The 18,127-nt window shown below is 68.8% G+C and carries 15 protein-coding genes; 9 read left to right on the top strand and 6 right to left on the bottom strand.

The genetic code is table 11. The features are described from left to right. The first annotated feature begins 49 nt into the window (after positions 1 to 49). Complete coding sequence (locus I4Q42_RS21460) at positions 50 to 442, top strand: MerR family transcriptional regulator (protein WP_198578138.1); 393 nt, start codon at positions 50 to 52, stop codon at positions 440 to 442. Positions 443 to 651: 209 nt separating this feature from the next. Here I4Q42_RS21460 and phoB read toward each other — a convergent pair whose 3' ends face one another. The 6 genes from phoB to I4Q42_RS21430 form a co-directional block, all read right to left on the bottom strand. Beyond that, the gene (gene phoB / locus I4Q42_RS21455; RefSeq protein ID WP_198578137.1) at positions 652 to 1,344 is read right to left on the bottom strand and encodes a phosphate regulon transcriptional regulator PhoB; all 693 of its coding nucleotides are present in this window, start codon (positions 1,342 to 1,344) and stop codon (positions 652 to 654) included. 21 nt (positions 1,345 to 1,365) lie between these two features. Then, positions 1,366 to 2,058 (bottom strand): phosphate signaling complex protein PhoU, encoded by a 693-nt coding sequence (gene phoU / locus I4Q42_RS21450; RefSeq protein WP_198578136.1) that lies wholly within the window; start codon positions 2,056 to 2,058, stop codon positions 1,366 to 1,368. Between the two features lie 18 nt (positions 2,059 to 2,076). Beyond that, entirely contained in the window at positions 2,077 to 2,919 is an 843-nt protein-coding gene (pstB, locus tag I4Q42_RS21445; protein ID WP_408611114.1) for a phosphate ABC transporter ATP-binding protein PstB, read from the bottom strand. Between the two features lie 55 nt (positions 2,920 to 2,974). After that, positions 2,975 to 4,288 carry a phosphate ABC transporter permease PstA gene (pstA, locus tag I4Q42_RS21440; protein WP_198578134.1) on the bottom strand — a complete coding sequence of 438 codons (1,314 nt, stop codon included), beginning with the start codon at positions 4,286 to 4,288 and terminating at the stop codon, positions 2,975 to 2,977. After that, the gene (pstC, locus tag I4Q42_RS21435) at positions 4,281 to 5,723 is read right to left on the bottom strand and encodes a phosphate ABC transporter permease subunit PstC (protein ID WP_198578133.1); all 1,443 of its coding nucleotides are present in this window, start codon (positions 5,721 to 5,723) and stop codon (positions 4,281 to 4,283) included. Before pstC ends, pstA begins: the two co-directional genes overlap by 8 nt. A gap of 102 nt (positions 5,724 to 5,825) precedes the next feature. Then, positions 5,826 to 7,283, bottom strand: a complete 1,458-nt coding sequence (locus tag I4Q42_RS21430; protein ID WP_198578132.1) for a sensor histidine kinase — start codon at positions 7,281 to 7,283, stop codon at positions 5,826 to 5,828. A 255-nt stretch (positions 7,284 to 7,538) separates the two neighbouring features. On the opposite strand from I4Q42_RS21430, the gene I4Q42_RS21425 reads away from it, so the two are divergent. The 8 genes from I4Q42_RS21425 to argB all read left to right on the top strand — a co-directional run bounded on the left by I4Q42_RS21425 (position 7,539) and on the right by argB (position 17,929). Further along, on the top strand, positions 7,539 to 10,775 hold the full coding sequence (locus I4Q42_RS21425; protein ID WP_198578131.1) for an autotransporter outer membrane beta-barrel domain-containing protein: 3,237 nt from the start codon (positions 7,539 to 7,541) through the stop codon (positions 10,773 to 10,775). 204 nt (positions 10,776 to 10,979) lie between these two features. After that, the gene (locus I4Q42_RS21420; protein WP_198578130.1) at positions 10,980 to 12,419 is read left to right on the top strand and encodes an OprO/OprP family phosphate-selective porin; all 1,440 of its coding nucleotides are present in this window, start codon (positions 10,980 to 10,982) and stop codon (positions 12,417 to 12,419) included. A gap of 295 nt (positions 12,420 to 12,714) precedes the next feature. Beyond that, positions 12,715 to 13,740, top strand: a complete 1,026-nt coding sequence (locus tag I4Q42_RS21415) for a sulfate ABC transporter substrate-binding protein (protein ID WP_198578129.1) — start codon at positions 12,715 to 12,717, stop codon at positions 13,738 to 13,740. A 116-nt stretch (positions 13,741 to 13,856) separates the two neighbouring features. Next, entirely contained in the window at positions 13,857 to 14,903 is a 1,047-nt protein-coding gene (locus tag I4Q42_RS21410; RefSeq protein ID WP_198578128.1) for a sulfate ABC transporter substrate-binding protein, read from the top strand. 159 nt (positions 14,904 to 15,062) lie between these two features. After that, positions 15,063 to 16,172: a photosensory histidine protein kinase LovK gene (gene lovK, locus I4Q42_RS21405; RefSeq protein WP_198578127.1), complete on the top strand. Its 1,110-nt coding sequence runs from the start codon at positions 15,063 to 15,065 to the stop codon at positions 16,170 to 16,172. A 22-nt stretch (positions 16,173 to 16,194) separates the two neighbouring features. Then, positions 16,195 to 16,659 carry a response regulator gene (locus tag I4Q42_RS21400; protein WP_198578126.1) on the top strand — a complete coding sequence of 155 codons (465 nt, stop codon included), beginning with the start codon at positions 16,195 to 16,197 and terminating at the stop codon, positions 16,657 to 16,659. After that, positions 16,659 to 16,955, top strand: coding sequence for a SemiSWEET family sugar transporter (locus I4Q42_RS21395; RefSeq protein WP_198578125.1), 297 nt, complete (start codon positions 16,659 to 16,661; stop codon positions 16,953 to 16,955). Before I4Q42_RS21400 ends, I4Q42_RS21395 begins: the two co-directional genes overlap by 1 nt. Before the next feature lie 59 nt (positions 16,956 to 17,014). After that, positions 17,015 to 17,929, top strand: a complete 915-nt coding sequence (gene argB / locus I4Q42_RS21390) for an acetylglutamate kinase (RefSeq protein ID WP_198578124.1) — start codon at positions 17,015 to 17,017, stop codon at positions 17,927 to 17,929. The last annotated feature ends 198 nt before the right edge of the window (positions 17,930 to 18,127 follow it).

Below are 18,127 nucleotides of genomic sequence, written 5' to 3'. Positions count from 1 at the left end.
CTGCACCCTGTAGCCGCTACAGGGTCAAGCGCCCCGCTCGGAGTCTGACATGTCGTCCATCGGCGATCTTTCCCGCCGCACCGGCGTGCCGGTCGAGACCATCCGCTATTACGAACGCATGGGCCTGCTGCCCAAGCCGCCGCGCACCGAGGGCAACTATCGCGCCTATGAGGCGACGCACGAGCGGCGGCTGGCCTTCGTCAAGCGCTCGCGCGATCTGGGGTTCGGCCTGGACCGCATCCGCGCCCTGCTCGACCTGGCCGACGCCGCCGACCGCCCCTGCGACGAGGTCGACGCCCTGGCGCGCGACCAGCTGGCCGAGGTCGAACGCAAGATCGCCGACCTGCAGGCCATGCGGGAAGAGCTGCGCGAGATGCTCGACCACTGCCACAGCGACACGGTAGCGGAGTGCGGGATCCTGGAGCGGTTGAGGGGGAGCTAACCAAACCCTCTCTCTTTGAGAGAGGGAGGGGCCCACCGCGCAAGCGGTGGGAGGGTGAGAGGTTTCACCGTCGGCCGGGAAACCTCAAACTTCGGACTTGCAGAGAAGACCTGGCCGAACCGCCGAGCCTCATCCGGTGAGACTGTAACCTCTCACCCTCCCACGCCTTCGGCGCGGGCCCCGCCCTCTCTCTCAGAGAGAGGGAGTATTTAAGCCGCCTCGACGTCCAGCGAGTAGCCGGCCGAGCGGACGGTGCGGATCGGGTCGGCTTCGGCCGAGCCGTTCAGCGCCTTGCGCAGGCGGCCGATGTGGACGTCGACCGTGCGGGCCTCGACATAGACGTCCGAGCCCCAGACGGCGTCCAGCAGCTGTTCGCGGCTGAACACCCGGCCCGGGTGCTGCATCAGGTAGTCGAGCAGGCGGAACTCGGTCGGGCCGAGGTGGACTTCCTTGCCCTGGCGCTTCACGCGGTGGGCCACCCGGTCGATGATGATGTCGCCGACCGTGATGCGGTCGTCGGCCAGGGCCGGGCGGATGCGGCGCATCACGGCGCGGACCCGGGCGGTCAGCTCGACCATCGAGAACGGCTTGACCACATAGTCGTCCGCGCCGGTGTCGAGGCCGCGGATGCGGTCGCTCTCTTCACCCCGGGCCGTCAGCATGATGATCGGCACGTTGCGGGTGTCGGTGCGGCCGCGCAGGCGGCGGCAGACCTCGATGCCCGAGACCTTGGGCAGCATCCAGTCGAGGATGACGAGGTCCGGCGCGCGCTCGCTGGCCAGGGTCAGGGCTTCCTCGCCGTCGGCGGCCACCGCGACCTGGTAGCCTTCCTTGTCGAGATTGTAGTGCAGGAGCGTGGCCAGGGCGTCCTCGTCCTCGACCACCAGAACGTACGGAGTCACGTCGACCGACCCTCCAGAAGCTTACTGAGCGATCACGTCGAGCTTGGGACGCTGGGAGATGATCTCCTCGCCCGTCAGCTCGAAGTGGATGTTCTCGGCGATGTTCGTCGCATGGTCCCCGATGCGCTCGAGGTTCTTGGCCACGAACAGCAGGTGGGTGCAGGCGTTGATCGTGCGCGGGTCGCCCATCATGTAGGTCAGCAGTTCGCGGAAGATCGAGTTGTAGTGCTCGTCGACTTCCTCGTCGCTGCTCCACACGCCGATGGCGCGCTGCACGTCCGAGGCGGTGTAGGCGTCGAGCACGTCCTTCAGGCGGCTCTGCACCAGGCGGCCCATGCGCTCGATCGAGCGGGTCAGGGCGCTCATCGGCTCGGCGTCGTTGAGGATCAGGGCGCGCTTGCCGATGTTCTTGGCGAGGTCCCCGCAGCGCTCGAGGTTCATCGAGATCTTCAGGGCGGCGACGGCGTGGCGCAGGTCCACGGCCATCGGCTGGCGCAGGGCGATCAGGCGGAAGGCCTTGCGCTCGATCTCGACCTGCAGGGTGTCGAGGCGCTCGTCGCGGCCGACCACGCTTTGGGCCAGGCCCGCGTCGCGACGGGCGATGCACTCGATGGCGTCGGCGACCTGGGCTTCGGCCAGGCCGCCCATGCGGGTCACCTCGGCCGTCAGGTGGCTCAGCTCTTCGCCGTAGGATTTGACGGTATGTTCGGTCATGTCCTCGTTCCCTTCCGCTTAGCCGAAGCGGCCGGTGATGTAGTCCTGGGTGCGGCTGTCGCGAGGATTGGTGAACATCTCCTCGGTCGGACCGCTCTCGACCAGCTTGCCGAGGTGGAAGAAGGCCGTCTTCTGCGAGACGCGGGCGGCCTGGGCCATCGAGTGGGTGACGATGACGATGCAGAACTGGCTGCGCAGCTCGTCGATCAGCTCCTCGATCTTGGCCGTGGCGATCGGGTCCAGCGCCGAGCAGGGCTCGTCCATCAGGATCACTTCGGGCGAGACGGCGATGGCGCGGGCGATGACCAGGCGCTGCTGCTGGCCGCCGGACAGGCCGGTGCCGGGCTGGTGCAGGCGGTCGGCCACTTCGTTCCAGAGGCCGGCCTTCTTCAGGCTGCTTTCGACGATGGCCTCGAGCTCGTCCTTGCGGCTGGCGATGCCGTGGATTTTCGGACCGTAGGCCACGTTCTCGAAGATGGTCTTCGGGAAGGGGTTGGGCTTCTGGAACACCATGCCGACGCGCGAGCGCAGCACCACCGGGTCGACGCTCTTGGCGTTGACGTCGGCGCCGTCGATCTCGATCGCGCCCTGCACCCGGGCCGATGGGATGGTGTCGTTCATCCGGTTGATGCAGCGCAGGAAGGTCGACTTGCCGCAGCCCGACGGGCCGATGAAGGCGGTGACCGACTTGGCCGGGATGTCGAGGGCCACGTCGAACAGGGCCTGCTTGTCGCCGTAGAAGACGTTGACGTCGCGGGCGCGGATCTTGAAGTCGCGGGTCTCGACCACGCCGTGGCCTTGCGGCACGGCGGTGTGGATCACGGGGGCGGCGACGCCGCCGTCACGGTTCTGGGTAGGCATGGCGTGTCCCTGGACGAGGGCGAGAGCGTGGGGATTGGTGACGGTCATCTTGATCCTACCACCGGCGTTCGAAGCGGCGGCGCAGGATGACGGCCGCGGCGTTCATGACGATCATGAAGACGAGAAGCACGAGAATGGCGGCGGCGGTGCGCTCGTGGAAGGCGCGTTCCGACGCGTTCTCCCAGATGAACACCTGCACCGGCAGCACGGTCGAGGCGCCGGTGAAGCCTTCCGGCACGCCGGGCACGAACGAGACCATGCCGATCATCAGCAGCGGCGCGGTCTCGCCCAGGGCGTGGGCCAGCGACAGGATGGCGCCGGTCATCACGCCAGGCATGGCCAGCGGCAGCACGTGGTGGAACACCGTCTGGGCCTTCGAGGCGCCGACGCCGAGGGCGGCTTCGCGGATCGAGGGCGGCACGGCCTTCAGGGCCGAGCGGGTGGCGATGATCACGGTCGGCAGAGCCATCAAGGCCAGCACCAAGCCGCCCACCAGGGGCGAGGACCGCGGCACGTGCAGCCAGTTGATGAACAGGGCCAGGCCGAGCAGGCCGTAGACGATCGAGGGCACGGCCGCGAGGTTGTTGATGTTGACCTCGATGACGTCGGTCCAGCGGTTCTTCGGCGCGAACTCTTCCAGATAGACGGCGGCCATCACCCCGACGGGCACCGCGATCAGGGCGGTGATGATCAGCATCAGGGCCGAGCCGACCACCGCGCCCAGCACGCCGGCCTGTTCGGGCTCGGTGGAGTCCGAGCGGGTGAAGAAGTTGACGTTGAAGCCGCCCTTCACGGTGCCGGACTTTTCCAGCTGGTCCAGCCAGGCGAGCTGCTGGTTGTCGAGCTTGCGGTCTTCCTCGGCGGTCGAGCGCTTGATCTCGCCCTTGTAGTAGAGATCGGCGTCGGCCTTGACCGGACCGGTGACCTCGATGGTCTTGCCGATCACCGACGGGTCGGCCTTGATCTTGTCGAGCAGTTGGAAGCCGAGGTCGCGCGAGACCAGGTCCATGACCTTGCCCGACGTCGTGCCCAGGTCGTCGTCCTGGATGTTCAGCTTCTTCATCACCGCTTCGGCGACGATGTAGTCGTAGTTGACGCCGTCGAGCGCGGAGCGGTCGATGCGGTCCGGATTCAGATAGACCGGCACGCTGATCGAGTGGGTCTCGAAGGTGGTGTAGCCCTGGGCGACGATGCGGCCGACCAGCACGACCAGGAAGATCATGGCCACGACGATGGCGGCGACGCCCTGGGCCTTGAACCACATTTCCGAGCGGTAGCGCTTCTTCAGGCGCGCCTCGGCGGCCGAGAGCGCGGGGCGGGGCCCCTGCTCGCGCGGGCCGGCGCCGGCGTTGATGGCGGCGTCAGTCATATTGTTCCCGATACTTCTGGACGATGCGCAGGGCGATGATGTTCAGCGCCAGGGTCACGACGAACAGCGTCAGGCCCAGGCCGAAGGCCGAGAGGGTCTTGGGGCTGTCGAACTCCTGGTCGCCGGTGAGCAGGGTGACGATCTGCACGGTCACGGTGGTGACGGTGTCGAGCGGGTTGGCGGTCAGCTTGGCCTGCAGGCCGGCGGCCATGGTCACGATCATGGTCTCGCCGACGGCGCGGGACACGGCCAGCAGCATGGCGGCCATGATGCCCGGCAGGGCGGCCGGCAGGATGACCCGCTTGACCGTCTCGGACTTGGTGGCGCCCATGGCGTAGCTGCCGTCGCGGAGCGACTGCGGCACGGCGTTGATGATGTCGTCCGACAGCGAGGAGACGAACGGGATCAGCATGATCCCCATCACCACCCCGGCCACCAGGGCCATCTGGTTCTGGACTTCCATCAGGTACTGGCCGACGCCGTCCAGCGGACCGCCGATCAGCACCGCGCCGATGGCGTTGAAGCCGGCGCGGAACAGCGGGCCCACGGTCAGGGCGGCGAAGAAGCCGTAGACCACGGTCGGCACGCCGGCCAGGATCTCGAGCAGCGGCTTGATCGTCGAGCGCAGGCCGCGGCTGGCGTATTCCGAGAGGTAGATCGCCGAGTAGAGGCCCACCGGGGCGGCCACCAGCATGGCGATCAGCATGATCAGGAAGGTGCCGGCGAACAGCGGCACGGCTCCGAAGGCGCCCGAGGAGGCCACCTGGTCGGCGCGCATGGCGATCTGCGGGCTCCACTCGGTGCCGAACAGGAACGACAGCGGCGACACGCTCTGGAAGAAGCGCCAGCTTTCCCAGACCAGGGAGAGAACGATGCCCAGCGTGGTCAGGACGGCGGCGACCGAGCAGGCGATCAGCAGGCCGCTGATCCAGCCCTCGACCCGGTTGCGGGCGCGGAACTCCAGGCCCACCCGCGGCAGGGCCAGCAGCACCCCGCCCAGGGCCACGAGGGCGGCCAGGGCGATGGTGGTGTAGCGCACGGTGGCGGTGATCTTGCGCGACTCGGCGACCTTGGCGTCGAGCGCGGTCTTCAGCTCGCCCTCGTAGGCGACTTCCGACGGCGACTCCTTGGCCGCGATGGCGCGGGCGTCGCTGAAGAAGACGTCCTGGCGATCGGGGGTGAGGGCCGAGACCGCCGCCGGGCGTTCGGCCTGCAGCACCGCTTCCTCGATCCGGCCGCCGAAAACGGCGCCGAGCAGGAGGAGCAGGGCGGCGGGAGCGCCGGCCCACAGCGCCGCGTAGGCGCCGTAGTAGTTGGGCAGCGAATGGAGACGCACGGAGGCGCCGCCAGCGGCCTTGAGCGCTCGGCCGCGGCCGAGCATGAAGGCCGCCAGCGCGAAGAGCGCCAGGGCGAGAAGCGAGAGCCAGGTCAGCATGCGTGAAGCGGTCTTGCGCGTAGGATGCGAGCACGACGCCCGTTGCGCCGCCCCGCCCGTGACCGATCTATGCCGGGCGGGCGCCGACCTTATGCGACGTTTCTACGACAGTTTTACGACACCGCCCGGAGTCGCCCCGTCAGCTGTGGCCAAGTCTTTCTGCGGCAAGGATTTCGCCATCGGCAGATAGACGCCGAAGGTCGTGCCCTCGCCCTGCAGCGACTCCACGTGCAGCCCGCCGTGGTGGCGGTTGATGATGTGCTTGACGATGGCCAGGCCCAGGCCCGTGCCCTGGCGCTCGCCGCTCTTCTGGCCCTCGACCCGGTAGAAGCGCTCGGTCAGGCGCGGCAGGTGCTCGCGGGCGATGCCCGGCCCCTTGTCGCTGACCCGCAGGCCGGCATAGCGCTCGTCGCGGTCGGACAGGTCGGGGGTCAGCAGCGACAGCCGGGCCGCCGCCGGATCGCGGGCCGCCGAGGCCGTGCCCGCCGTCAGGCCGGGGAAGATCTCGACCCGCACCACCCCTTCCTTGGGCGTGTACTTGATGGCGTTGTCGACCAGGTTCTGGATCACCTGGACGATCTGGTCGCGGTCGCCCTCGACCACCGCCGCGCCGCGCGGCGGCAGGATGGAGTCGAAGGTCACCGCCTTGTCGCGGGCCTGGGGCGCCAGGGCGTCGATGACGTCCTCGGCCGCCATGGCCAGGTCGACGCGGCCGGCCGGGGCGATGTGCTCGTTGAGCTCTATGCGCGACAGGCTCATCAGGTCGTCGATCAGCCGCGACATCCGCTCTGCCTGGGCCTGCATGATGCCGAGGAACTTGTCGCGGGCGCCCGGATCCTCCTTGGCGTGGCCGCGCAGGGTCTCGATGAAGCCCGACAGCGAGGCCAGGGGCGTGCGCAGTTCGTGGCTGGCGTTGGCCAGGAAGTCGGCGCGGGTGCGCTCGGTGCGGCGCACGTCGGTTTCGTCGCGCAGCACCAGCAGGGCCAGCTGCGAGCCGCGGTCGTCGCGGCCCAGCGGCCGGGAATGGGCGGTCCAGTCGCGGCCCTGCGAGCCGACGCCGGTCCATTCGACCGTGCGCTCCAGCCCGCCGAACAGGCTTTCGTCCACCGCCTCCAGCACCTGCGGGCTGCGCACGGCGGTGACCAGCAGGGCCCCCTCGCGGATGCGGAAGCGCTCGCGCGCGGCGCCGTTGGCGAACACGAAGCGGCGGCCGGTGAGATCGTCGGCCTCTTCGGCGGCGATCACCATCAGCGGCTCGGGCAGGTTCTCCAGGATCGTCGCGAAGGGCGGGGCGCGGTCGGTCGCCGCCGCGGCGGGCGCCGCCGCCAGGGCCTGGCCTTCGATCCCGCGGCGCAGGCGACGCAGGAGGAAGATCCCGCCGCCGCCCAGCAGCACCGCGGCCGGCAGGGCCACGCCCGGCTTGGCCGCGCCCAGGGCGGCCATCGCCACCAGGGCCGCCGGCCCCGCGGCCACCGCCGTCCAGGCGCCGGCCCACGCGCCCGCCAAGGCGTCGCCCCAACGTTCCGGCGCGACCGGCGAGGGGGGGGAAACGGTGGGCATGGCGGGCGTACGGGCTCCATCGGGAAAGAGGGCGCTGGCGTCCCCGGAAGGACGACCGGAGGGCGGGACCAAGGCTCGTAGGCCAGTTTTGTGACGAAGCGATGATTCGTCGAAGCAGATATGGCGCCGCCCGATCTCATGGGATAGACGGGGAAACCCTGGATGCGTGTCGGTTATCGGCGGTCACCGCAATTTCGCCGCAACATGACGCAATCTCGGGGGTCGAGGGTATTCTCCTTAGGGTGGTCGGTTCGTATGCAGCGCAAGGTCCTGGTCGCGACGGTCGCGGCCGCTCCTCTTATGGCCATGGCCTTGGCCGCGCAGGCCGAGACGGTGGTGAACACCGCGCGGACGACACCGATCGCCACCGGCTCGGCCGGAACGAACGGCGCGGCCGACGATGTCAAGATCGACACGGCCGGCACGATCAAGCTGACGGCCGCCGGCGCGCTGGTGACGCTGAACAGCAACAATAAGGTCAACAACACCGGGGCGCTGAGCACCCAGGGCGTCAACGACTCCACGGCCATCCAGATCAACGGCGGTACGACCGGCACGGTCACCAACACCGGCACGATCACGCTGGACGAGGACTACACCCCGACCGACACCGACTCGGACGGCGACATCGACGGCGCCTTCGCGCTGGGCAGCAACCGCTACGGCGTGCGCCTGACGGGCCCCGGCGCCTTCACCGGCGACATCCTGCTCACCGGCGGCTCGATCACCATCGAGGGCAACAACTCGGCCGGCGTGTCGCTGGAAAGCGCCCTGGTCGGCAACCTCACCCACGGCGGCACGATCGCCGTCACGGGCAACAATTCCTACGGCGTGCGCGTGGCCGCCCCGGTGACCGGCAAGGTCACGATCAACGGCAGCGTCAGCACCATCGGCCAGAACACCACCGGCGTGGCGATCGACGGCGACGTCAGCGGCGCCTTCGTCGTGCAGGGCGCGGTCAACTCCACCGGCTACCGCTACACCAGCCGCCCGTCCGACAAGACCGTGCGCGACAAGCTCGACGCCGACGACCTGCTGCAGGGCGGCTCGGCGGTGCGGGTGGCCGGCAGCGTCGCCGGCGGCGTGCTGCTGGACGTGCGTCCGGCCGACGCCGACACCACCAAGACCGACGAAGACGGCGACGGGGTCGAGGATTCGGCCGAGGGCAACGCCGCCCTGGCCGTCTACGGCTCGGCCCCGGCCCTGCTGGTCGGCTCCAACACCGGCGCCATCACCATCGGCGCGGTGGGCACGGGCGACAACGCCTATGGCGTGATCAACAAGGGCTCGATCCTCGCCAACGGCCTGTTCGACAACGTGACCGCCACCGGCATCCAGCTGGGCGGCGACGCGGGCCAGGCCACGACCATCGCCGGCGGCCTGCGCCAGGACGGCTCGGTCACGGTCCAGGCCTATGAAGCCAACAGCAGCGCCATCCGGGTCACGTCCGGCGCCAACGTCCCGACGATCTGGAACAAGGGCTCACTGACCGCCTACAGCGTGTCGGAAGGCGTGTTCGACGCCCGCGGCGTGGTCATCGAGGCCGGCGCCTCGGCCACCACCCTGCGCAACGGCGGCGTGATCAGCGCCTCGGTGGTCGGCGAAAAGGGCTCGGCCTACGGCGTCATCGACTATTCGGGCAGCCTGACCTCGATCGAGAACACCGGCGCGATCCTGGCCTCGATCTCGCCCACCGACGACGACCTCGACACCGACGACGCCGACACCGACGCCACCAACGAGACCATCACCGGCAAGGCGGTGGCCATCGACGTCAGCCGCAACACCACCGGCGTCACCCTGACCCAGAACGGCGTCAACGACGGCGACGACGGGGCCGACGGCATCGCCGACACCGATACGGACGGCGACGGCGTGGACGACGCCGACGAGCCGAGCATCATCGGCGCCATCCGCTTCGGCTCGGGCGCCGACACCTTCAACGTGCTGAACGGCACGGTCATCGGCGACATCTCGTTCGGGGCCGGCGCCGACGTCTTCCGCATCGACGGCGGCGCGGCGGTGATCGGCGCGATCAGCGACAGCGACGGCCAGCTGGCCGTGACCATCGGCAAGGGCTCGCTGGGCCTGACCAAGGCCGAGACGATCAACATCTCGAGCCTGAACCTGGGCGCCGAGAGCAAGCTGCTGTTCACCGCCGACCCGTCGACCTCGACCAACACCCGCCTCGTGGTGTCGGGCGCGGCCAACGTCGCCTCGGGCGCCCAGCTGGGCCTGCGCCTGACCAGTCTGCTGACCGCCCCGACCTCCTACACGGTGATCACCGCCGGTTCGCTGACCTCGGGAACCCTGGGCCAGAGCCTGCTGAACGACGCGCCGTACCTCTACGTCGCCAGCAGCCGCGCCGACAGCAACAACGTCTATATCGACGTGCGCCGCCGCACGGCCGCCGAGATCGGCATGGCCCGCTCGGGCGCCTCGGCCTATGACGCGATCTTCAACGCCCTGGCCGGCGACGCCGACGTCGCCTCGACCTTCCTGGGCATCAACGACCGCGCCACCTTCCTGCACAACTACAACCAGCTGCTGCCCGACCAGGGCGAGGGCATGTTCGCCACCCTGCAGACGGTCAACCAGCAGATCTCGCAGGCCACGTCGCTGCGGCCCGATCCGGGCGACCGCTACGGCCCCGACAGCATCTGGATCCAGGAGATCAACGCCCTGGTCCGTCGCGAGGACGGCGAGACCCTGGGCACCGACACCCAGGCCTTCGGCTTCGTCGCCGGTTACGAGGCCATGGGCGACGCCGGCGGCGCGCTGGGCGTGACCCTGGCCTACAGCGCCCTGGAAGAGCACGACACCGTCGCGCAGGTCGGCGAGCAGACGACCTCGTCGATCCTGCAGGCCGGCCTCTACTGGCGCCGGTCGGTGGGCCCCTGGCGCTTCAATCTCGGCGGCGGCGGCGGCTACGGCTGGTTCGAGAGCGACCGCGTCCTGGCGCTCGACACCAACAGCGACGGCTCGCCCGACTCGTTCCGCACCTCGCGCGCCGACTGGGGTGCCCTGACGGCCAACGCCTTTGCCGGCGCCGCCTACGAGGTCAAGTTCGGCCGCTTCTTCAGCCGTCCCGAAGCCCGCCTCGACTACACCTATCTGAACGAGTCCGCCCACGACGAGACCGGCGGCGGCAAGGCGATGGACAACCTGATCGGCCGCCGCAAGTGGAGCAACCTCAGCGCCGACACCGGCGTGGTGCTGGGCGCCGAGTTCGGCCGCGACGTCTGGGTGCGCCCGGAAGTGCGGATCGGCTATCGCAAGACCGTGGCCGGCAAGCTGGCCGACACCGTCGCCACCCTGAACGGCCAGCAGTACATCCTGGCCCCGTTCGACGACAAGGACGGCGCCCTGACCCTGGGCTTCGCCCTGCGGGCCGGCACGGCGATGTCCTACGTGGCGCTGGAAGGCACGGCCGAAAGCACCAAGCGCCAGAAGCGCTACAACGTGAAACTGACCGGCCGGACGATGTTCTGATCGACTTCCGCTCAGGTGGAACAAGGGGCCTCGCACAACGTGCGGGGCCCTTTTTCATAAGGGCTTGATGCTGCTCGGGCGACAATCGGCCGCAGCGCCGAGCGTCGCCGCGAGCCGCTGCACTAAAGGTCCGTTTAAGGACTAACGTTAAGCATCCTCCCATCGACAACAGACGGCGGCCCAGATCGCCGTGAGGGGAAGACCTTGACCATCAATCGCTTCGCCCGGGGCGCGGCCGCCCTGGCCGGCGCCGCGACGCTCGCCGTCGCCGGCGGCGCTCACGCCCAGACCGATCAACAGGCGCGCATCGAGGCCCTCGAGGCCCAGCTCGCCGCCCTCCAGAAGCAGATCGCCGAGATCAAGACGGCCACCGCCGCCGCTCCCAAGGCCGCTCCCGCCGCTGCCCCCGCCGCGACCGTCAGCATCGCCGGCGGCCGCCCGACCATCGCCTCGTCCGACGGCGCCTTCAGCGCCACCCTGCACGGGGTGATGCAGCTCGACACCGCCCACTACTTCCAGGACAAGGGCCTGCCCGCCGTGATCGGCAACGGCCGCGACCTCAACAGCGGCAGCAACTTCCGCCGCGCCCGCCTGGGCGTCGACGGCAAATTCTTCAAGGCCTTCGACTACAGCATCCTGCTCGACTTCGGCGGCGCGGGCACCGACGGCGCCGGCGCGCTGCAGGAGCTGTTCATCCAGTACAACTACGCGCCCTTCAAGGTGCGGGTCGGCGCCTTCGCCCCGAACGTGGGCCTGGAGGACGCGGCCTCGACCAACGGCTCGCTGTTCGCCGAGCGTCCGGCGATCTCGGAACTGACGCGCGGCCTGGCCGCCGCCGACCGCCGCTACGCCCTGCAGGTCCAGACCAGCGGCGAGAACTGGCTGCTGTCGGCCGCCGCCACCGGCGGCAAGAGCGGCGACGCCCAGACCTTCGACGAGCAGCAGGCCTATGTGGCCCGCGCGGCCTTCGCGCCGGTCAAGGCCAAGGACTGGATCGTCCACACCGGCGTCGCGGGCGGCTACATCGTCACCCCGGCCCAGTCGACCATCGGCGGCGCCTATCCGCTGACCCTGGCCGAGCGTCCGGAACTGCGCGTCGACGGCACGACCCTGGTCACCACCGGCGCCATCGACGCCGACAACCTGCGCCACTTCAGCGGCGAACTGGCCGTGCAGCACAAGAACCTGCTGGTGCAGGGCGAGGTGTTCGACATCGCCGTCGAGCGCCGCAACCCCGCCGCAGGCGTCAGCGATCCGAAGTTCGGCGGCTGGTATGTCGAGGCCGGCTGGGTGCTGACCGGCGAGGCCCGCCGTTACAACGCCTCGACCTTCGCCTTCGACGCCCCGACGATCGCCAACGCCTTCGACCCGAAGGCCGGCAAGTGGGGCTCCTGGGAGCTGGCGGCCCGCTATTCGGTGCTCGACCTGAACCACCACGAGACCGCCACCCTGGCGGCCGACCGGGTGCGCGGCGGCGAGCAGACCATCTGGACTGCCGGGGTGAACTGGTTCCCCAACTCGGTGACCAAGTTCTCGCTCGACTACCTGGACGTCGACGTGGATCGCCTGGACCCGGCCGGCGGCGCCGTGGCGCTGAGCCAGGGCTACCAGGCCGTCAACCTGCGCAGCCAGTTTGCGTTCTAGGGTAGGCCTCTAACTCCCGTCATTCCCGCCTACTCTCCCTTCCCCCTTGATGGGGGAAGGGTCGGGGATGGGGGTGACTGCTGAATTGGCGGCGGTGCTGCGTCTGACGCCGCACCACCCCCACCCCTGCCCCTCCCCCATCAAGGGGGAGGGGGTCGCGGCTTCAAAGTGGGATGAAGGGAAGACGTGGGAGCAGCCCTCCCCCGCCCCTTTCTGATCCCGCCTTCAGAAACATTCAGGCGCGCGGCGGCCCCCGGATCGGCCAAGGTTTCGGCGTTATCCCAGAGGACGCCCGATGACCCTGCTCCGCCCGCTTTCCCGCCGAGACCTGTCGATCGGCGTCGGCGCCGTGGCGGCGGCCGCGCCCCTGGGGGCGCTGGCCCAGCCTAAAGCGGTCACTCTGCTGAACGTCAGCTACGACCCGACCCGGGAACTGTACCAGGAGATCAACCCCGCCTTCGCCGCCTACTGGCAGAAGCGGGTCGGCCAGACCCTGGACATCAAGCAGAGCCACGGCGGCTCGGGCAAACAGGCCCGCTCGGTGATCGACGGGCTGCAGGCCGACGTGGTCACCCTGGCGCTCGCCGACGACATCGACCAGATCGCCGCCCGCGGCCTGATCGCCAAGAACTGGCAGTCGCGCCTGCCGCAGAACTCGGCCCCCTACACCTCGACGATCATCTTCCTGGTCCGCAAGGGCAACCCGAAGAAGATCAAGGACTGGGGCGACATCACCAAGCCCGGCGTCGAGATCATCACCCCCAATCCCAAGACCGGCGGCGCCCCGCGTTGGGCCTATCTGGCCGCCTGGTCATGGGCGCTGAAGCAGAAGGGCGGCAACGACGCCTCCGCAAGGGCCTTCGTCCAGCAGCTCTATCGCCAGGTGCCGGTGCTCGACAGCGGCGCGCGCGGCTCGATGACCACCTTCGCCCAGCGGGGCGTCGGCGACGTGCTGCTGACCTGGGAGAACGAGGCCCATCTGGCCCGCGACGAGTTCGGGGCCGACAAGTTCGAGATCGTCTATCCGTCGCGTTCGATCCTGGCCGAGCCGTCGGTGGCCGTGGTCGACAAGGTGGTGCAGCGGCGCGGCACCCGGCTGATCGCCGAGGGCTATCTGAACTTCCTCTACAGCCCGCTCGCCCAGGACCTGATCGGCAAGCACCACTATCGCCCCCGCAACGCCAAGGCGGCGGCCAAGTATGCCGACAAATTCCCGAAGATCCCGCTGGCCACGGTCGACGGCCAGTTCGGCGGCTGGGCCAAGGCGCAGGCCCGGCATTTCGCCGACGGCGGGGTCTTCGACCAAATCTACCGGCCCTGAGAGTCTTCTTGGGCGTGAAGCCTACCTAGGCAATAGGGTATGAGCCTGAGCGTCAGCTTCGCGCGTTATCCGCACGACACCGCCATGGACATCACCCGAGACAGAGCGACATCGCCATGACCACCGCCTTGAAGTCTCCCACCCGCCGCGGCCTGCTGGGCGCGGCCGGCGCCGCCGCGGCCTTCGGGGGCGCGACCCTCACCGCCGGCCAGGCCCTGGCCCAGCCCAAGCCGCTGACCCTGCTGAACGTCAGCTACGACCCGACCCGCGAGCTCTACAAGGCGATCAACGCCGCCTATGCCGGTTACTGGAAGAAGAAGGTCGGCCAGACCCTGACCATCAACCAGAGCCACGGCGGCTCGGGCAAGCAGGCCCGCTCGGTGATCGACGGCCTGGAAGCCGACGTCGTCACGCTCGCGCTCGCCTACGACATCGACGAGATCTCGGACAAGGCCAAGCTGCTGCCGGCCAACTGGCAGTCGCGCCTGCCCGACAACTCCACGCCCTACACCTCGACCATCGTGTTCCTGGTCCGCAAGGGCAACCCGAAGAAGATCAAGGACTGGGGCGACCTGGTGAAGCCGGGCGTCGAGGTCATCACCCCGAACCCGAAGACCTCGGGCGGGGCGCGCTGGAACTACCTGGCCGCCTGGGCCTGGGCCCTGAAGCAGAAGGGCGGCAACCCGGCCAAGGCCCAAGCCTACATCACCGACCTGTTCAAGCACGTGCCGGTGCTCGACACCGGCGCCCGCGGCGCCACCACCACCTTCACACAGCGCGGCATCGGCGACGTGCTGCTGGCCTGGGAGAACGAAGCGTTCCTGGCGCTGGAGGAAATTCCGGGTCAGTTCGAGATCGTCGTGCCGTCGATCTCGATCCTGGCCGAGCCGCCGGTCGCGATCGTCGACAAGAACGTCGACCGTCACAAGACCCGCCTGGTCGCCGAGGGCTATCTGAAGTTCCTCTACAGCCCGCTGGCCCAGGACCTGATCGCCAAGAACCACTATCGTCCGCGCAACAAGGCCGTCGCGGCCAAGTACGCCGACAAGTTCAAGAAGATCCCGCTGGTGACGATCGACAACACCTTCGGCGGCTGGCGCAAGGCCCAGGCCACGCACTTCGCCGACGGCGGCGTGTTCGACAAGATCTACCAGCCGAAATAACGGCTTAGCTGAAGCTTGACCTATCGCGGCGCGGCGGTCCCCATGGGGACCGCCGCGTTTTGCATTTCAGCACTGAAGCTTGGTCGGGAACCCGACCCTGCGCCCGGCGTTGAGGCGATACGGGGCATAACAAAAACAACGCCGGGGTCGGGCTGAGGAATGACGGATTATCTGCAGTCCCAGCGGGCGAGCGACCAGCTCGCGGCCGAGCATGGCATAGACGACCCCTTCGCCGCGGCGATCCGGGCCACCCGCATGGCGATGATCGTCACCGACGCCACCCAGGCCGACAATCCGATCATCTTCGCCAACGACGCCTTCCTGCGGCTGACCGGCTATGTCCGCTCGGAAATCATCGGCCGCAACTGCCGCTTCCTGCAGGGTCCCGAGACCGATCCCGCGTCGGTGGCCGAGCTGCGCGGCGCGATCGCCGACGGCGAGGACATCGCCATGGACATCCTCAACTACCGCAAGGACGGCAGCACCTTCTGGAACGCCCTGTACCTGTCGCCGGTGCGCAACAAGCAGGGCCAGATCATCTACTTCTTCGGCTCGCAGCTGGATGTCAGCGACAAGAAGCGCACCGAGGACCACCTGCGCGAGACCCGCAGCGACCTGGAGGCCGCCGTCGAGGCCCGCACCCGCGAGCTGACCCAGGCCCTGGAGCAGAAGACCGCCCTGCTCCACGAGGTGGACCACCGGGTGAAGAACAACCTGCAGCTCATCTCCAGCCTCCTGCTGCTGCAGAACCGGCGCGAGAAGGAGCCGGGGGTCAAGGCCAGCCTGCGCGGCATCCTCGAGCGGGTGAACGCCATCGCCACCGTCCACCGCCGGCTGTTCCAGAGCGCCGACGTCGAGCGCTTCGACGTCTCGGCCTTCGTCCGCGACCTGGTCTCGGACATGACCGGCTCGGCCAACCGCGAGGAGATCCGAGTTCGGCTGGACCTGGAGCGGGTGGACGTCGCCGCCTCGAAGGCCGCGCCCCTGGCCCTGGTGATCAGCGAGCTGTTCTCCAACGCTCTGCGCCACGCCTTCCCCGACGGCCGCCCCGGCGAGATCCTGGTGTCGATCACTCGCCTGAACGGCGATTTCCGGATCGAAATCGCCGATGACGGCGTTGGACTATCTGAAACGGCCCGGTCTTCGGGTTTCGGACTGACCATCGTCCAGCTGCTCTGCCAGCAGCTCAAGGCGCGGTCCGAGACCACGGCGGCCGATTCCGGCACCCGCGTCGTCATCCATCTGCCCGTAAACGGCGTGCATCATTGAGCAGAGTTAGGACCCAGTTTTCATGTCCGGGCGTGCGTTGGATGTGCTGATCGTCGAGGACGAGGTGTTGCTGGCCACGGAGCTGGAATATCTCGCCGAAGAGGTGGGCTACCACTCGGTGGGCCTGGCCATGAGTTCGGACGAGGCGGTCGACTTGGCCAATTCGCTGCATCCCGACCTGGCTCTCGTCGACGTGCACCTGCAGGACGGCCCGACCGGCGTCGAGGTGGTGCGCAAGATTCATGACGACTGCGGCTGCGTGGCCCTGTTCATGACCGCCAACGTCAAGCGCCTGCCCGACGATTTCGCCGGCGCCTGCGGGGTGATCGGCAAGCCCTATTCCGAACATGGGGTGAAGATGGCCCTGGCCTATCTGGCCGTCTGCCTGGAAGAGGGCCACGCCCCCGGCTGGCCGCCCGTGGGCCTGGAGCTGGCCCCGGCCTTCGCCGAGCGCTGGGGCCTGACCGACATGCCGCGCACGGCCTGATGGCCCAGGCCTCGCCCTTCGCCGTGGTCGTGGGAACCGTGGCGGCCCTGCTATCGATCACCAGTTTCGCCCCGCAGATCGTCAAGATCGTGCGCGAGAAGGACGCCTCGTCGGTGTCGCTGCGGACCTATGTGGTCACCGTGGCCGGCTTCTCCTGCTGGCTGGCCTACGGTCTGATGATCAAGGCCTGGCCGGTGGCGGCCTCGAACCTGGCTTGCCTGCTGATGTCGGCCGCCGTGCTCGCGTTGAAATGGCGCTATGGCCGCCAAAGGGACCGTAAAGACGTCAAAGGGTGACAGGGGGGGCGGGGTCCGCTATCGAGGCGCGCCTATTTTCGCGCATCAGGACCACCGCCTTGACCGACGTCGCCGAGGAAGCCGGCTGGGCCACCGCCAAGACTTTGGCCGAGGCCCTGCCCTATATCCAGATCTACGACCGCGAGACGGTGGTGATCAAATACGGCGGCCACGCCATGGGCCAGGAAGAGGTCGCCAAGCTGTTCGCGGCCGACGCCGTGCTGCTGAAGCTCTTGGGCGTGCACCCGGTCGTGGTGCACGGCGGCGGTCCGCAGATCAGCCGCATGCTCGACAAGGCCGGCGTCAAGTCGACCTTCATCGACGGCCTGCGCGTCACCGACGAGGCGACGATGGAAGTGGCCGAGATGGTGCTGTCGGGCGCCATCAACAAGGAAATCGCCAACTGGATCACGCTCGCCGGCGCCGAGGCCGACGTGCGCGGCGTGGGCCTGTCGGGCAAGGACGCCCGCCTGATCACCGCCGAGAAGGTGACCCGCACCAAGAAGGATCCGGACAGCAATATCGAGCAGGTCGTCGACCTGGGCTTCGTGGGCGAGCCGACCAAGGTCGACCCGCACCTGATCCAGGCCCTGCTGACCTCGGAAACCGACTACATCCCGGTGATCGCGCCGATCGGCGTGTCCGAGCAGGGCGAGACCTTCAACATCAACGCCGACACCGTGGCCGGCGCCCTGGCGGGCGCCCTGAAGGCCAAGCGGATGCTGATGCTGACCGACATCAAGGGCGTGCTCGACGCCAACGGCGAGCTGATCCGCGAGATGACGATCGAGCAGGCCCGCCAGCTGATCGCCGACGGCGTGGCCACCGGCGGCATGATCCCCAAGCTCGAGAACGCCATCCACGCCGTGGAGAGCGGCGTCGAGGCCGTCGTCATCCTCGACGGCCGCCGCCCGCACGCCATGCTGGTCGAACTTTTCAGCGAGCACGGCGCGGGCACGCTGATCTCGAAATGACGGTCGCGATCCTCCCCCTCTGGGGGAGGTGGCCCGAAGGGCCGGAGGGGGGCCGTTTTCAGCTTCCGCCGCGCCAAGGCCCCGGGGGCCCCCCGCGGGGGGGGTGCCGAACCAACCAGAGGGGGGGGTGGGAGGCCGGACGCGCGCTCACGACCAACGACCAGCAGCGCGGGGTGTGAACGACAAACCACCATAACC

Source organism: Caulobacter hibisci (genome assembly GCF_016135805.1).
GTDB classification, from domain to species: domain Bacteria; phylum Pseudomonadota; class Alphaproteobacteria; order Caulobacterales; family Caulobacteraceae; genus Caulobacter; species Caulobacter hibisci.
Note: the sequence above shows the minus strand (reverse complement) of the source record. Positions and strands in the feature narration are given on the sequence as shown.

What these genes read in the sequence shown, in the direction of transcription:
- I4Q42_RS21425 (WP_198578131.1), top strand. Translation starts at nt 7,539, where the DNA reads ATGCAGCGCAAGGTCCTGGTCGCGACGGTCGCGGCCGCTCCTCTTATG.
- I4Q42_RS21400 (WP_198578126.1), top strand. Translation starts at nt 16,195, where the DNA reads ATGTCCGGGCGTGCGTTGGATGTGCTGATCGTCGAGGACGAGGTGTTG.
- I4Q42_RS21415 (WP_198578129.1), top strand. Translation starts at nt 12,715, where the DNA reads ATGACCCTGCTCCGCCCGCTTTCCCGCCGAGACCTGTCGATCGGCGTC.
- I4Q42_RS21410 (WP_198578128.1), top strand. Translation starts at nt 13,857, where the DNA reads ATGACCACCGCCTTGAAGTCTCCCACCCGCCGCGGCCTGCTGGGCGCG.
- I4Q42_RS21430 (WP_198578132.1), bottom strand. Translation starts at nt 7,283, where the DNA reads ATGCCCACCGTTTCCCCCCCCTCGCCGGTCGCGCCGGAACGTTGGGGC.
- pstB (WP_408611114.1), bottom strand. Translation starts at nt 2,919, where the DNA reads ATGCCTACCCAGAACCGTGACGGCGGCGTCGCCGCCCCCGTGATCCAC.
- I4Q42_RS21395 (WP_198578125.1), top strand. Translation starts at nt 16,659, where the DNA reads ATGGCCCAGGCCTCGCCCTTCGCCGTGGTCGTGGGAACCGTGGCGGCC.
- pstC (WP_198578133.1), bottom strand. Translation starts at nt 5,723, where the DNA reads ATGCTGACCTGGCTCTCGCTTCTCGCCCTGGCGCTCTTCGCGCTGGCG.
- I4Q42_RS21460 (WP_198578138.1), top strand. Translation starts at nt 50, where the DNA reads ATGTCGTCCATCGGCGATCTTTCCCGCCGCACCGGCGTGCCGGTCGAG.
- phoU (WP_198578136.1), bottom strand. Translation starts at nt 2,058, where the DNA reads ATGACCGAACATACCGTCAAATCCTACGGCGAAGAGCTGAGCCACCTG.
- lovK (WP_198578127.1), top strand. Translation starts at nt 15,063, where the DNA reads ATGACGGATTATCTGCAGTCCCAGCGGGCGAGCGACCAGCTCGCGGCC.
- pstA (WP_198578134.1), bottom strand. Translation starts at nt 4,288, where the DNA reads ATGACTGACGCCGCCATCAACGCCGGCGCCGGCCCGCGCGAGCAGGGG.